The sequence below is a fragment of the Planosporangium mesophilum genome (assembly GCF_016863255.1).
GTDB classification, from domain to species: Bacteria; Actinomycetota; Actinomycetes; order Mycobacteriales; family Micromonosporaceae; genus Planosporangium; species Planosporangium mesophilum.
The window spans coordinates 15,664-28,051 of the sequence record NZ_BOON01000075.1 but is presented as its reverse complement, the minus strand read 5'-3'; the positions used below and the strand labels follow the sequence as shown (position 1 = coordinate 28,051).

General features: G+C 71.5%; 11 protein-coding genes, 1 pseudogene and 1 riboswitch. Of the genes and pseudogenes, 5 read left to right on the top strand and 7 right to left on the bottom strand.

Annotated elements, in window-relative coordinates:
- Both Pme01_RS29730 and Pme01_RS29725 read left to right on the top strand, forming a co-directional pair.
- Positions 1 to 307: hypothetical protein (locus Pme01_RS29730; RefSeq protein ID WP_203935972.1), on the top strand; the 307-nt coding region annotated here is incomplete at its 5' end.
- Between the two features lie 59 nt (positions 308 to 366).
- Positions 367 to 555, top strand: a pseudogene (locus Pme01_RS29725) (tyrosine-type recombinase/integrase); the annotation flags it as partial.
- A gap of 359 nt (positions 556 to 914) precedes the next feature.
- On the opposite strand, the gene Pme01_RS29720 reads toward Pme01_RS29725, so the two are convergent.
- The 6 genes from Pme01_RS29720 to Pme01_RS29695 form a co-directional block, all read right to left on the bottom strand.
- The gene (locus Pme01_RS29720; protein WP_168118325.1) at positions 915 to 1,409 is read right to left on the bottom strand and encodes a YciE/YciF ferroxidase family protein; all 495 of its coding nucleotides are present in this window, start codon (positions 1,407 to 1,409) and stop codon (positions 915 to 917) included.
- Between the two features lie 98 nt (positions 1,410 to 1,507).
- On the bottom strand, positions 1,508 to 2,845 hold the full coding sequence (locus Pme01_RS29715; protein WP_168118324.1) for an MFS transporter: 1,338 nt from the start codon (positions 2,843 to 2,845) through the stop codon (positions 1,508 to 1,510).
- Between the two features lie 39 nt (positions 2,846 to 2,884).
- Positions 2,885 to 4,462, bottom strand: coding sequence for a benzoate-CoA ligase family protein (locus Pme01_RS29710; protein ID WP_168118323.1), 1,578 nt, complete (start codon positions 4,460 to 4,462; stop codon positions 2,885 to 2,887).
- A 12-nt stretch (positions 4,463 to 4,474) separates the two neighbouring features.
- A complete protein-coding gene (gene boxB / locus Pme01_RS29705) occupies positions 4,475 to 5,896 on the bottom strand; it encodes a benzoyl-CoA 2,3-epoxidase subunit BoxB (protein ID WP_168118322.1) in 1,422 nt (473 codons plus the stop codon).
- Positions 5,897 to 6,141: 245 nt separating this feature from the next.
- The gene (locus Pme01_RS29700; protein WP_168118321.1) at positions 6,142 to 6,987 is read right to left on the bottom strand and encodes a siderophore-interacting protein; all 846 of its coding nucleotides are present in this window, start codon (positions 6,985 to 6,987) and stop codon (positions 6,142 to 6,144) included.
- 104 nt (positions 6,988 to 7,091) lie between these two features.
- Positions 7,092 to 8,060, bottom strand: a complete 969-nt coding sequence (locus tag Pme01_RS29695; protein ID WP_168118320.1) for an ABC transporter substrate-binding protein — start codon at positions 8,058 to 8,060, stop codon at positions 7,092 to 7,094.
- Positions 8,061 to 8,182: 122 nt separating this feature from the next.
- Between Pme01_RS29695 and Pme01_RS29690 the strand changes: the two genes are divergently transcribed.
- Genes Pme01_RS29690 through Pme01_RS29680 form a run of 3 tightly spaced genes read left to right on the top strand, consistent with a single transcriptional unit; the run spans position 8,183 to position 11,102 of the window.
- A complete protein-coding gene (locus Pme01_RS29690) occupies positions 8,183 to 9,241 on the top strand; it encodes a FecCD family ABC transporter permease (protein ID WP_203935971.1) in 1,059 nt (352 codons plus the stop codon).
- Positions 9,238 to 10,287, top strand: a complete 1,050-nt coding sequence (locus Pme01_RS29685) for a FecCD family ABC transporter permease (protein WP_168118319.1) — start codon at positions 9,238 to 9,240, stop codon at positions 10,285 to 10,287. Before Pme01_RS29690 ends, Pme01_RS29685 begins: the two co-directional genes overlap by 4 nt.
- On the top strand, positions 10,284 to 11,102 hold the full coding sequence (locus tag Pme01_RS29680) for an ABC transporter ATP-binding protein (protein WP_168118318.1): 819 nt from the start codon (positions 10,284 to 10,286) through the stop codon (positions 11,100 to 11,102). Before Pme01_RS29685 ends, Pme01_RS29680 begins: the two co-directional genes overlap by 4 nt.
- Before the next feature lie 38 nt (positions 11,103 to 11,140).
- Here Pme01_RS29680 and Pme01_RS29675 read toward each other — a convergent pair whose 3' ends face one another.
- On the bottom strand, positions 11,141 to 11,749 hold the full coding sequence (locus tag Pme01_RS29675) for a hypothetical protein (RefSeq protein ID WP_203935970.1): 609 nt from the start codon (positions 11,747 to 11,749) through the stop codon (positions 11,141 to 11,143).
- A 488-nt stretch (positions 11,750 to 12,237) separates the two neighbouring features.
- Positions 12,238 to 12,379: riboswitch (cyclic di-AMP (ydaO/yuaA leader) on the bottom strand.
- Between the last annotated feature and the right edge of the window lie 9 nt (positions 12,380 to 12,388).

Below are 12,388 nucleotides of genomic sequence, written 5' to 3'. Positions count from 1 at the left end.
GCTGTTCGCCGCTGTGGTGAATATTGCGTCCGGCCGGACGCTCACGGCCGCTGGTACGGGGTTGGCGTTGGCAGGACTCGGTGCTGCAATGATCACCGCAACGATTCGCCTGTACGCGGGCAGCCGTCTGTGGTGGGTAGCCTCTTTTGGCCTGCTGCCGGTCTCGGGAGCGGCGCACTTCCTCGACGCTTTCATGTTCGGTGATGGCCGGGCCCCAGTGGCATGGGGAATTGTCATGCTGACCGCCGCGCTGGTTTGCCTACTCCTGCGTCCCGTCAGGACGCTCTTCACGCCGCCGGCAAGCTGAACTGATGTCACCAGTCCCGCAGCCGCCGAGTCGCGCGCAGGTAGGCCGGGCTCGGGCACTGGCACCCGCACGAACTGCGTCACTCCGGGGCATCGCTGGTGCTCGCCCAGGGCACACCGCTGCATGTCGTCTCGGAGGTGCTGGGTCACACCTCGATCGCGATCACCAAGGACGTGTACGGGCACCTGATGGAGGGCGACCGGCGCTCGGCTGCGGAGGCCATGAGCCGCGCCCTGTTCGGCGGGTGAGAGGCCCGGTGGCTCCCAGCGTGGCTCCCAAACCCGGCCCCGCCCCGATTTCGGCGCTAATGGAAAAGCCCCCGACCTCGCCGTTGTGGCTGGTCGGCGGCTTTCCCCTGACTGGTGCACTCCGTAGCGGACTGCGCCGGCGCCGGGGCCATGAGGACGGTGGGGTGTTCGCGGTCGCCGCGCTCACGGAGTCCGGCGTGCCGGCGGCGATCCAGCCGGCGGCCGAGGCGGTCATGGCACAGGTCTCGCGCGCACTGCACGACCACTTGCGGACGTACTGAGAGTGACCTGTTCACCGAGGACCTGCCATGGCCCCCGCGAACACCTGGACACCCGACGACGACGAGGTGTCCGGACCGCTAGGCCGTCGCCATGACCCGCTGGCGCATGTCGTGGCTGGCCCGTTCCACCCTGCCTTTGCTCTCGTCCATCATCACCAGGTTGGTCTGCAGGAGCTGGGCGCACCGCGTCTCGCCCATCGTCATCGCCATGTCGACCAGGTTCGTGTAGCACCCGCGTTCGTAGTTGCCCGCCTTCACCATGAGGTTGACCGTGGCCATGTCGGCCGTATCGGGCGGCGGATTCTGACCCATGAACTTCTGGTACTCGGTGAGCATCCCGTCGGTGGCCAGACAGCGGACGCCCTGCGGCTGGGCGCCCAGAGCCTCGAAGCAGGATTCCATGTTGCGCACCATCTGCTGCCCCTGCTGCTGCTCCGTCCGGATGAGCTGTTGCAGGTTGGTGTCACGGATCTGGTTGACCAGCTGACCTTTCCACTCGGCGGTCTTCTTCTGGGAGTCGTAACAGCCGGACAGTTCTTGGATGAACAGGTCCCGCGAACTCTGAATGGCCATGTGCGCCTCCTGGTCACCTCGGAATGGTGGGCCGATGGCACGGAGGACTACCCCGACCGGCGCGACCTAGTCCCGCGACGGCCGACCCGGCCCTGTGGTCAGGTACGCGTCGGCTCGGCCCGGTCGAACTCAGCGAGAGTGTCGCGTAGGGCCCGCCCCCGCGTCTCGGTGGCGAGCCAGACCACCACGATCGCGGCCAGGCCGAAGGCCAAGGCGAACGCGCCCAAGGCGCCGACCAGCGAGACCGACAACAGGGCGCCACCCATCAGGGGCGACAGGACACCGCCGAGACGCGCGAACCCGCTGGCGGCGCCGAGGCCGCTCGCCCGTAGTTGGGTCGGGTAGTTCTCCGGCGTGTACGCGTACAGCGCCGCCCACGCGCCGAGCGTGAAGAAGTTCATCAGGGCGGCGGCGGTGAGCACGATCGCGGTGTTGTCGGCGATCGCCCACAGGAAGGTGGCGACGCCGCTGGCGGCGAGATAGGTGGCGAGGACGGACTTACGGCCCCACCGCTCCACCAGCCACGCCGCCGACAGGTATCCGGGTAGCTGCGCCAGGACCAGGAAGAACGTGTACTGGTAGCTGCGCAGGAAGCCGTACCGCTGGGCGAAGATCTGTGGTAGCCAGGAGAACACCCCGTAGTAGCCGAACGCGATGAGCAGCCACACGGCCCACAGCATCAGCGTGGTGCGGCGCAGCCCGCCGCGCAGCAGGGCGGCCGGTCCGGTGCGACCTTGGCCCGGCGGCGGGTCGAGGTCCTCCGCCAGAGGCGGGCGGCCGTTGGTCACCGCCACCTGAGCGATCAGTTCACGGGCCCGTTCGGGCTGTCCCCGGCTGAGCAGGTAGCGGGCCGACTCCGGCACCTGGCGCCGCACCCACAGGACGAGCAGGGCGGCGAGCGCCGACGTGGCCAGCAGCCATCGCCAGCCCAGGTTCGGCATGATGACCACCGCGAGAGCCGCCGCGACCGCGGTGCCCACCGCCCACCAGCTCTCCAGCAGGACCAGCCAGCGGCCCCGCTGCCGGCTGGGCAGGTACTCGGTGAACACGGCGAAGTCCAGCGGCAGCGCGCCGCCGAGCCCGAAGCCGGTCAGCGCGCGCAGCACCGCCAGCGTCACCGGGTCCGGGGCGAACGCGGAGGCCACCCCGAAGACGGCGAACATCGCGATGGTGAGCTGGAAGCCGAGGCGGCGGCCCACCCGGTCGGCCATCACGCCCCAGAACCACGCTCCGACCAGCATGCCGGCGAAGGTGGAGGTCACCACGACACCGGCGGCGGGCGGGGTGAGGTGGAATTCGCGCGCGATTCCGGGCAGGGCGAAGGACAGCAGGAGAATCTCCGCGGCGTCGGCCGCCCAGGTCACCCCGCAGACCAGGAACAGTCTCCGTTGGAAGCGACCGAAGCCCGCCTCGTCGATCGCCTCCTGGATGTCCATTCCGCTCTCCTCGTCCAGCCGGCACGACCTGGCCGTCGATCACCCGGTGACCACCGACTCCGACGGCGCGGGGATCAGTACGTCGCGGACCTGTTCGCGCAGTACGTTCCGGCGGATCTTACCGGTGGCGGTCTTGGGTAGCTCGGCCATCACCACGACCGCCCGCGGTCGCTTGTACCTCGCCAGCCCCTCCCGGCACCACGCGACCAGCGCGTCGGAGTCGACTGCGTGGCCGGGCACCGGCACCACGCAGGCGACCGGCTTCTCCAGGCCCACCTCGTCGACGGCCGCGACCACCGCAACCTGCGCGACGCCCGGATGCTCCAGCAGCCGCTCCTCCACCTCGACCGGCGACACCCAGATGCCCCCGGCCTTCAGCATGTCGTTGGAGCGGCCCAGGCAGGTGTAGGTACCGTCGTCGTTGCGCTGGTACGTGTCGCCGGTGCGCATCCACTCCCCGTGGAACACCTCCCGCGTCGTCTCGGTGCGGCACCAGTAGCCGACCGCCGTCGACGGGCCCCGAAGGTACAGGTCACCAGGCGTACCCGTGGCCGTGACGGCCCCGCCGCGCTCGTCGCGGATCTCCACGTCGTAGCCGGGCACCGGGGTGCCGCTGGTACCGGCGACCGCGCGGCCCGGTCGGTTGGAGATGAAGATGTGCAGCGCCTCGGTCGAGCCGATGCCGTCCAGGATCTCGACCCCGAACCGCTCCCGGAAGCGCCGGAACAGCGCCGGGGGCAGCGCCTCCCCCGCCGAGACACCCTGGCGTACCGAGGCGAAGCTGTCGTCGGGGATGTCGCTCGCGAGCAGCGCCGCGTAGAAGGTGGGCACGCCGAAGAACAGCGTCGGCCGGTCGGCGATCGCCCGCGCCGCCATCACCTCGGGGGTCGGGCGCGCCCGCTCCAGTACCGTGGTCGCGCCCGCGGCGAGCGGGAAGAACGCCGAGTTGCCCAGCCCGTACGCGAAGAAGAGCTTCGCCACGGACAGGCACCGGTCGCCCGGCCCCATGCCGAGCACCCCGCTGCCGTAGCAGGTGGCCACCGCGGGGATGCTGGCGTGCCGATGCATCGCGGCCTTCGGGCGGCCGGTCGTGCCCGAGGTGTACAGCCACAGCGCCGGCGAGTCGGGCCAGGTCGGATACGCGGGCAGCGGGCTCGGCTCGCCGCGGACCTCGTCCCACCGGTGCGCCGGCAGCTCGTCGAACCCGACCTGACCGTCGAAGATCACGGTCGTGACTTCGGGCGCGAGCCCGACCGCCGTGCGTACCACGTCGGCGAACTCGCCTGAGGCGCAGAGCACCCGCGCCCGCGAGTCAACCAGCACCGTGGCAAGTTCGGGGCCGGTACACATGGTGGAGACCGGCACCGGGACGGCGCCGAGGTACATGGCGCCCAGGATGCCGCTGAGCAGTTCCACGTCGTCGGCCATGCAGAACATGACCCGCTCCTCCGGGCGTACCCCGAGGGACGCAAGGCCGGCGGCGACCCGGCGCATCTCGTCGCCGAGTTGCGCGTACGTGAGGGCGCGGCGTGGCGTGAGGACCGCCGTCCGGTCGCCGTTCCCCTCCTGTACGTGCCGATCGACCAGGTACTCCGCTGCGTTTAATCGGTCCGGCATCGGGTGCTCTCCTCAGGCCAGGTGCACGTACTCGTAGTCGAACGGCTTGCCGTTGATGCCGTTGATCGGCGGAGCGACCCAGCTCGCGATCTTGCCCGGCTCGTGGACCGGCTGCATGAGCGACCGTACGAAGGCGAGGTCGGAGCTCGTGGGCAGCCACTTGTGCTCGAGGTGACGCCAGACCCGCTCGTCGATGATCTCGCCGTCCGGGGTGATGGCGAACCCCCCGTGTACGCCGACGGACCGGTTGAAGCCCGGGTGCGGCAGGGCGAAGCGGTACGAGATCCCCGCCTCCTCCAGGATCCGGTTCCACCGCCTCACCCCGGTACGGCAGTCGGCGAGGTACTCGCCGCGCAGGTCCAGGTTCAGCGTGACGAGCGCGGACAGCTCCTCGGTCACCCAGGTACCGTCGGCGCGCGGCCTGGCCAGGAAGGCGCTGTCCTCGGTGAGCCGGTGGTCGTCGTCGCGGCGGGTCTCCTGCCACCGTCCCTTCAGGCCGGCGGTGTAGTAGTTGGCCGCGTTGGTGGAGGTCTCGCTGCCGAACAGGTCCAGCGACACGCTGTAGTGGAAGTTGATGTACTTCTGGATGACGTCCAGCGGCACCCCGCCGTGCGGGCCGATCTCCAGCGTGTCGTGCTCGCGGATGAGCTGGGCCGAGCGCATCACCACCCGGTCGACGCCGGTGGTGCCGACGAACATGTGGTGCGCCTCCTCCTTGAGCATGAACTCGCAGGTCCGCGACAGTGGGTCGAAGGCGCTCTCCTTCAGCGTGCCGAGCTGGTACTTGCCGTCCCGGTCGGTGAAGTAGGTGAACATGTAGAAGGCCAGCCAGTCGGCGGTCTCCTCGTTGAAGGCGCCCAGGATGCGCGGCGAGTCCGGGTTGCCGGAGTTGCGCAGCAGCAGGTCCTCGGCCTGCTCGCGACCCTCCTTGCCGAAGTACGCGTGCAGCAGGTACACCATCGCCCACAGGTGACGGCCCTCCTCCACGTTGACCTGGAACAGATTGCGCAGGTCGTACAGGCTCGGGGCGGTCAGGCCCAGGTGCCGCTGCTGCTCGACCGAGGCCGGCTCGGTGTCGCCCTGGATCACGATGAGCCGCTGCAGGTCGGCCCGGTACTCGCCGGGCACCTGCTGCCACACCGGCTCGCCCTTGTGCTCGCCGAAGGCGATGCGCCGGTCGGAGTCGCGCTCGGCGAGGAAGATGCCCCACCGGTACTCGTCCGGCTTGACGTGGTCGAAGTGCGCCCAGCCCGCGCGGCCCACGGCCACCGCGGTCCGCAGGTAGACGTCGTGCGCCTCCAGGGTCGGACCCATCTCCGACCACCAGTTCATGAACTTCGGCTGCCAACCCTCGAGCGCGCGCTGCAGGCGGCGGTCGGACGAGAGGCCGACGTTGTTCGGGATCTTCTCGTCGTAGTTGATCGTGCTGGTCATCGGGGGGTCACACCCGATTCCGGTTGAAGACCGCCTTCTGCCCGCACCTCGACCGCCATGGCCATCCTCCTCGCCGCGGAGAAACGCCCCTGGCAAAATTTTCTACGCTGCCTTTTGTACTCGTCAATCTTTTGTAGAAGATTGACACCTCGGGCAGCGCCGGCCCCTAGGAGTCCGTGCAGCTCGGCGCGAACGCCTGACTCAGGCCGAGGCGAGCACCTCCCACCGGCGGACGTCCCGCATGATCAGGATGCCGATCCGTCCTGCTCCCGCTCCATGGCACTGTTCCAGTCCCGCTTGGTGGCCTGCCAGCCGTCCTCGTCGTGGCCGACCCGCCAGTACCCGGACAGGGACTGGCCCTGCCTGGGGACCCCGCGTTCGACGTACAGCAGACGGCGCAGCTGCTTGACGAAACCCGCCTCGCCGTGCACGAACAGCTGGACCCTGCCGGGCGGGAAGTCCAGCTCGGAGACCGCACGGACGAGGGCTTCGCCGACGCGGGCGTCACCCCGGTGCAGCCACGTGACGGCGACGTCGGCGGACGTCTCCAGCTTCTGCTCCTCCTCCGGGCCGCTGACCTCGATGAACGCGTACGCCCGCGCGGCCGCCGGCAGCCTCTCCAGGGATGCCGCGATGGCGGGCAGGGCGCTCTCGTCGCCGGCCAGCAGGTGCCAGTCGGCGGCCGGATCGGGCGCGTACCCGCCACCGGGCCCGGCGAACCGGACCTCGTCGCCCGGCTGCAGCCGTGCCGCCCAGGGACCCCCGAGGCCCTCGTCGCCGTGGTGGACGACGTCGATGGTGAGTTCGCGTCGCTGCCCGTCCCAGCGGCGCACGGTGTACGTGCGGGTACGTGGCCACTGGTCGCGCGGTAGCTCGGAGCGGATCCGCTCCAGGTCGAACGGCTCCGGGTACGTCACCCCCTCGACCGGGAACTGCAGCTTGATGTAGTGGTCGGTGTACTCGTCCGCGGCGAAGCCCGTCAACCCCGGACCGCCGAGCACGAGCCGGACCATGTGCGGGGTGATCCGGTCAACAGACCGCACGTACGCGGTGGTCACCCGGGGGCTTCTGCGTCCTGGACGATCTGTCATCGGCACTCCTGTGGTTGAGCTGATGTCGACCCTACGGCGGCACCTGCCGGTGGACATCGGGCGGGGCCGGCGCCGCTCACGCCGGCCCGCTCCTCGGCGGTTGATCAGCCGGCGCGCCGCAGCCGCTCGATGTCGTCGAGCACCTTGCCTGCGGCGATCGGTCCAGCGGCGCTGCTCCAGACCCCGCCGTCGACGGTGGCGACCTTGCCGGAACCGGCGGCCCTGAGGCGCGCGAACGCGGGCTGGGCCATGGCCGCCGCGAGCGCCTTCTCGCCATCCGCGTTGAGCGTCGCGACGTAGATGAAGTCGGCGTCCACCTGGCTCAGGTTCTCCAGGCTGAGCGGGTCCGTGTGCGGCTTGTCGGTGAAGTTGGCCGCCGCCGGCAGCTTGTCGCCGGCGAGCTGGACCAGCCGTCCAGCCATCAGCGACGACGACATGATGAGGGGCCCGGTGGGCATCCAGCGCACGATCGCGGCGGTCCCGGTACCGGCGCGGCGGGCGGCGATGTCCTTGGCGCGCTTGTCGATGTCGGCGAGCAGCTGGTCGCCCCGGTCCTTCTGGCCCAGGGCCGCCGCGACGGTACGGGTCTCGCTCTCCCAGTCGCCGGAGCCGGTGGTGGCGGCTACGACCGTGGGGGCGATCGCCTTGAGCGCGTCGTACTGCGCCTGCGCGGTGCCGGCGGCGGCCAGGATGAGGTCCGGCTTGGCCGTGACCACGGCCTCGAGGTTGGTCTCGCGCACGGTGCCCACGATCGGGACGCTGCCCGCCTTGTCGGCGAGGTAGGTCGAGACCGTGTTGCCGCCGCGGCTCGACAGGGTGCCCACCGGCGTCACACCCAGCACGAGCGCGCTGTCCAGGACGGTGTCGCCCAACGCGATGACGCGCTTGGGCGCGGCGGGCACGGTGACGTCACCGAAGGCGGTCTTCACAGTCCGGGTCTGGGCGCCGTTCCCGGCGGCTGCCGGGGTGGCCGAGGTACCGCAGGCGCCGAGGGCGCCGAGGGCGCCGAGGGCGAGCGGCAGGACGGCGAGCGCGGCGGTGAACCGCCGGCGGGACAGCGACGGAAGGGTCATGTGGTGGCTCCGAACGGTCGACGAGGGAACCCCGCTCTAGGGGTAAGGTTTGCCTAACCTAACATGATCTTCGCCAGACGCGACCGTGGTCTGGCTGACATACCCGATGGCCTGGAGGATGCGTGCTGGTCGATGAGGCACCGGCGACCGCCGGCCCGCTGACGCCCGAGGTGGGACCGCGCCGGTCCACCCTCCGTTGGACCGCCGCGGTGGTCGCTCCGGCTGCCGTACTGGTCGTGGCCGCCGTCGCGTCGCTGCTCGTCGGGAGCGGGCAGGTCGGTCCGGTGAGGGCACTGCGCGTGCTCATCGGCGCGGCCGGCGACCCCGACGCCACCTTCGCCGTCTGGCAGCTCCGCTGGCCGCGTACCGTGGTGGCGGCGGTCGTCGGTGCGGCACTGGGCACGGCGGGCACCGTGCTGCAGGCCGCGACTCGCAACCCCCTCGCCGAACCGGGGCTGCTCGGCGTCAGCGCCGGGGCCTCGACCGCCGTCGTGCTCGTCATCGCACTCGGTGGCAGCGTCGCGACAGTCGGGCCGCACATCGCGGTACTCGGCGCCCTGCTCGGCTGCCTGGCCGCGCTCGGAGCGGCCCGGCTGCGTGGCGTGGGCGACGACCCGGTGCGCCTGATCCTGGCGGGGGCGGCCCTCACCGGCGTGCTGGGTTCGATCACGTCGGTACTGCTGCTGGTCGATCAGCGCAGCGCCGACGAGGTGCGGTTCTGGACCGTGGGCGCGGTCGCCGGCCGCGACCTGGGTGTACTCGTCGGCGCCGTCCCGGCCCTACTGCTCGGCGGACTACTCGTGACGCTCGTCGCCCGCCCGCTGGCCGCACTCGCCCTCGGCGAGCAGGTGGCCACCGGCCTCGGCCACAGTCCCCGGCGGGCCCGGCTGGGCGCCGTCGTGGCGGTCGCCCTGCTGGTCGGTGGCGCCACCGCGGTGGCCGGCCCGATCAGCTTCGTCGGGCTGGTCGTACCCTTCGCAGCCCGGGCCCTGGTGGGACCGGACCTGCGCCGGGCGCTGGTGCCGTCGGTGCTGTTCGGGCCGGCTGTGGTGCTCGGCGCGGACGTCGCCTCCCGGCTGCTCGTGCGCCCCTACGAGATGCCGCTCGGGGTGGTCACCGCCCTGATCGGCGCACCCGTGCTCGTCGCCGTCGTCCGAGCTCGACGGGTACCCGCGCTATGACGACCATTCCATCCCCTGCCGGGACCCGGCTGCTGCGGTTACGCAACCTCACCGTCCTGGTCCCGGTACGCGCAGCGGTGGGCTGCACACTCCTGGCCGCCCTGCTCGTCGTCGCCGCCGCAGCCGCGCTGTCGGTCGGCACCGCGTCGGTCGGTCCGCTGCGCTCGCTCGCCGCGCTGGTCGGCGTCGGCGACGCCGCGGACGTACTGGTGGTACAGCGACTGCGCCTGCCGCGGCTGCAGGCGGGCCTGCTCGTCGGCACCGCGCTCGGCGTCTCGGGCTGCCTGATGCAGACCCTGGCCCGCAACCGGCTGGCCACGCCCGGCACGGTCGGCATCGACGACGGCGCCACCGCGTTCGCGGTCGCCTCCGTCGTCGGCGTCTCGACCTCGCTGCTGCCGTCGGGCATGGCGCTGGTGGGCGCCGCCACCGCCGCCGCGCTGGCCCTGGCGCTGGCCGGCGGCGCCGGCACCTCCGGGTACCGCTTCGTCGTCGTCGGACTCGGGGTCGGCGCGGTGCTGGGCGCGGTGACCAACCTGCTGCTCGTCCGCGCCCCGATCGACGCGGCCAACGCCGCCTTCCCGTGGGCCGTCGGAAGCCTGAACGCACGGCCCGCGCTGCCGGTCACGCTGCTCGGCGTCGGCCTCGCCGGATGCCTGCCGCTGGCCGTCCTCGTGGGTCACAGGTTGACCGCCCTGCGCTTTCCGGACACCGTGGCCGCCGGGCTCGGCGTACGGGTCCGGGCCGTCCGGCTCGCCGCGCTCGCCCTCGCCGTGGTCTGCGCCGGGCCGGCGGTCGCCGTCGGCGGACCGCTCGGCCTGGTGGCGCTGGTCGCGCCGGAGGCCGCCCGGCGCGTCTGTGGCCCCCGCGGCGTCCCGGTTCTCAGCAGCGGGCTGGCGGGGGCCGTACTGGTGCTCCTCGCCGATACCGCCGGTCGCACCGTCGCGGCCCCGGTCGAGGTGCCGGTCGGACTGGTCACTTCCATCGTCGGCGGCCCCTACCTCGTCTGGCTCCTACTCAGCTCGCGCCCCCGGAGGCTGCCGTGACCCCGTCCTCGAGTGCCGTGACCCCGTCCAGGACCGCCGTGCTCCGCGCCGACGACCTCACCCTGTCCTACGATCGGGCCGTCGCCGTCGACGCCCTGCGGCTGGAACTGCCGCCCGGCCGGCTCACCGCCGTCGTCGGCCCGAACGGCTGCGGCAAGAGCACCCTGCTCGCCGGGCTCAGCCGGTTGCACCGCCCGAGCGGCGGCGCCGTGCTGCTCGACGGCCGCGCGCTGGCCCGGATGTCCGCGCGGGAGGCGGCGCGCAGCATCGGGCTACTGCCGCAGACGGCCCAGGCGCCGGACGGCCTGACCGTGGCAGACCTCGTCCGGTTCGGCCGGCTGCCCCACCAGGGGCTGCTGCGGCAGTGGTCGCCGCAGGACCAGCTGGCCGTCGAACGGGCGCTGGCGGCAGCCGACATCACCGCGCTGGCCGACCGGCAGCTGGAGACGCTGTCGGGCGGGCAGCGCCAGCGGGCATGGATCGCCATGGCGGTCGCCCAGGACACCCCGGTACTGCTGCTCGACGAGCCGACCGCGGCCCTGGACCTCGGCCACCAGCTCGAGGTGTTCGAACTGCTGCGGGATCTGGCCGCCGCCGGGCGCACGGTCGTGGTCGTCGTCCACGATCTGACGTCGGCCTGCCGCTACGCCGATCATCTCGTCGCGCTGCACGCCGGCCGCATCGTGGCCGAGGGGCCGCCGCACACGGTCGTGACAGCCGAGCTCGTCCGGCAGCTCTACGGCGTCGAGTCGGTCGTGTTGCAGGACCCGGCCGCCGGCTGTCCGGTGGTCGTGCCGCTGCGGCTCGCCTCCTGACCCGGCGGCCGGCTGCTCACCCGCGACCGAGGTAGCCGCTATCCGATGGCGGCCACGATCTGCTCGGCAAGCCACTGATGCTGGGCGTACGCGCCGGGGAACGCCGACTGCTGCACGGTCTGCGCCGCGTCGGTGACGGCCATCTGCTCCCAGCCGGGAATCTGGACCAGAGCGGCGTAGAACCGCCGGGCCGACTCCTGGGGATCCATCAACTGGTCGACGGTTCCCCAGTTCGGCCGCTGCTGGAACAGGCCCACCGAGTCGTAGTCGTACCCCACCCCCTCGTTGGGGTGGTCCATCGACCCCGGCACGTTCGGGTTGGCGAGATTACGCAGGCGGCTCTCCTGCAGCGCGGTGGAGATCGCCACCACGTACGCGCGACTGGGCAGGTTCAACTGCTTGCCGGCCGCAACGATGGCGGCGGCGTTGTCCATCTCGACCCGGCCCAGCCCGGCAACCGGCTGTACTGCGGGGACGTTGAACGACGGTGGCGTCGTACCGGACGAGTGTGAGCCGGCCGGGGCTGAATCGGCCGCCGGGTCAGCCGACGGTCCAGTCTCGATGGGCTCCGGCGCTGCGCCGAGCAGCCAGCCGATGACGTCTGCGATGTCAACGTCGCCGGTCTGCTGCTCCGCGCTGGTGAGCACCGGACCGGACGCGATGACAGTCGTTGCCCGCGGCGGTTCCGCCGCAACAGCGGCGGCGGCCGGCGAGGCGGCCCAGGAAACGGCACCGACTCCGCCGAGAGCGATGCTCGCAGCCGCGCCACGGAGGATGGGGGTGATCTGCGGAACGACCGCCATCCGAGGCAGGCCGGAGCCCGCCGCGTGCCGGAACCGCCTACGTCGATGTGCAGAACTCATTGGATTCTCCAAAGCCGTACCGGAACCATCAATGGCCATAGGGCCAGCGATGGCTCCGAGATGCAGGAAAGACAGACGAGCTGAGGCAGGTGTGCGAACGCGCACACGGTCAGGCGGAATCAGCGACCGCGAAGCGGTCAGGTCACTGAAAGGACTCGGCCTGACATTCGTAACGGTCAGGGACCGACGTGGACCTCAGCCGCCGGGAATGCACACACGGCACGGCGGAGAAATCGGCGAGCATGGGAGCTGGGAATGACGTGCACAGGTAGATCTCCTTACGCTGCCGCCTACCGGGTTAGCTGACGGATTCGGGCGCGAAAGGTGCCCTACCGCAGGCCATGGCCCACGGATTCACCCCAGGACTTGCGATGGGTCCCCGGCTCGTTGAACGCGACTCGGCGGGTCCGCTCCGGCGCCACC

Coding starts and splice junctions, on each gene's coding strand:
- Pme01_RS29720 (WP_168118325.1), bottom strand. CDS start 1,409: ATGGCCATTCAGAGTTCGCGGGACCTGTTCATCCAAGAACTGTCCGGC.
- Pme01_RS29715 (WP_168118324.1), bottom strand. CDS start 2,845: ATGGACATCCAGGAGGCGATCGACGAGGCGGGCTTCGGTCGCTTCCAA.
- Pme01_RS29710 (WP_168118323.1), bottom strand. CDS start 4,462: ATGCCGGACCGATTAAACGCAGCGGAGTACCTGGTCGATCGGCACGTA.
- boxB (WP_168118322.1), bottom strand. CDS start 5,896: ATGACCAGCACGATCAACTACGACGAGAAGATCCCGAACAACGTCGGC.
- Pme01_RS29700 (WP_168118321.1), bottom strand. CDS start 6,987: ATGACAGATCGTCCAGGACGCAGAAGCCCCCGGGTGACCACCGCGTAC.
- Pme01_RS29695 (WP_168118320.1), bottom strand. CDS start 8,060: ATGACCCTTCCGTCGCTGTCCCGCCGGCGGTTCACCGCCGCGCTCGCC.
- Pme01_RS29685 (WP_168118319.1), top strand. CDS start 9,238: ATGACGACCATTCCATCCCCTGCCGGGACCCGGCTGCTGCGGTTACGC.